This is a genomic window from Treponema sp. R8-4-B8, assembly GCF_054786175.1.
Genome location: NZ_BDHE01000405.1, coordinates 1 through 447 on the forward strand (window position 1 = coordinate 1; position 447 = coordinate 447).

The following is a 447-nucleotide window of genomic DNA, read 5'->3' on the forward strand; positions in this document are numbered from 1 at the left end:
GGGACAAATGATGAAAAGAAAGCCCATGCCATAGCCCAAAGCTGGCTTGCCAACGGGTTGCCGGAGAATCCCAATAAAAACAATATAGCAAAGACAACCGCTTTCTGCGATTACCTCTGCGGTTTTTGGGATTTCGACACTTCGGAATATTTTCGGGAGCAGGAGACGATGGGTAAAGAGCCACAACCGGAGCACGCATTGGAAATGCAGAGAATTGTAAGAAGGTATTACCTGCCTTATTTTAAAAACAAATTGTTATGTGAGATTGACGGAGAACTCCTTCAAAAATTTGTCGTTCACTTGAAACTTGATAAAAAACTTGCCGCATCCACGGTGAATTCCGCTCGTAACACCGCCATGAAGGCTTTACGGTATGCCTGTCGGAAGAAAATTATCAAACAGTTTGATTTTGAGAATGTGTTGCGGGCAGGGGGGAAACCTAAAGAA

Annotated in this window: 1 protein-coding gene; it reads left to right on the forward strand. The window is 43.8% G+C overall.

The window, feature by feature from the left end:
- A partial coding sequence (locus tag ACYVRA_RS08975) for a hypothetical protein (RefSeq protein WP_461252368.1) occupies positions 1-447 on the forward strand: 447 nt, incomplete at both ends.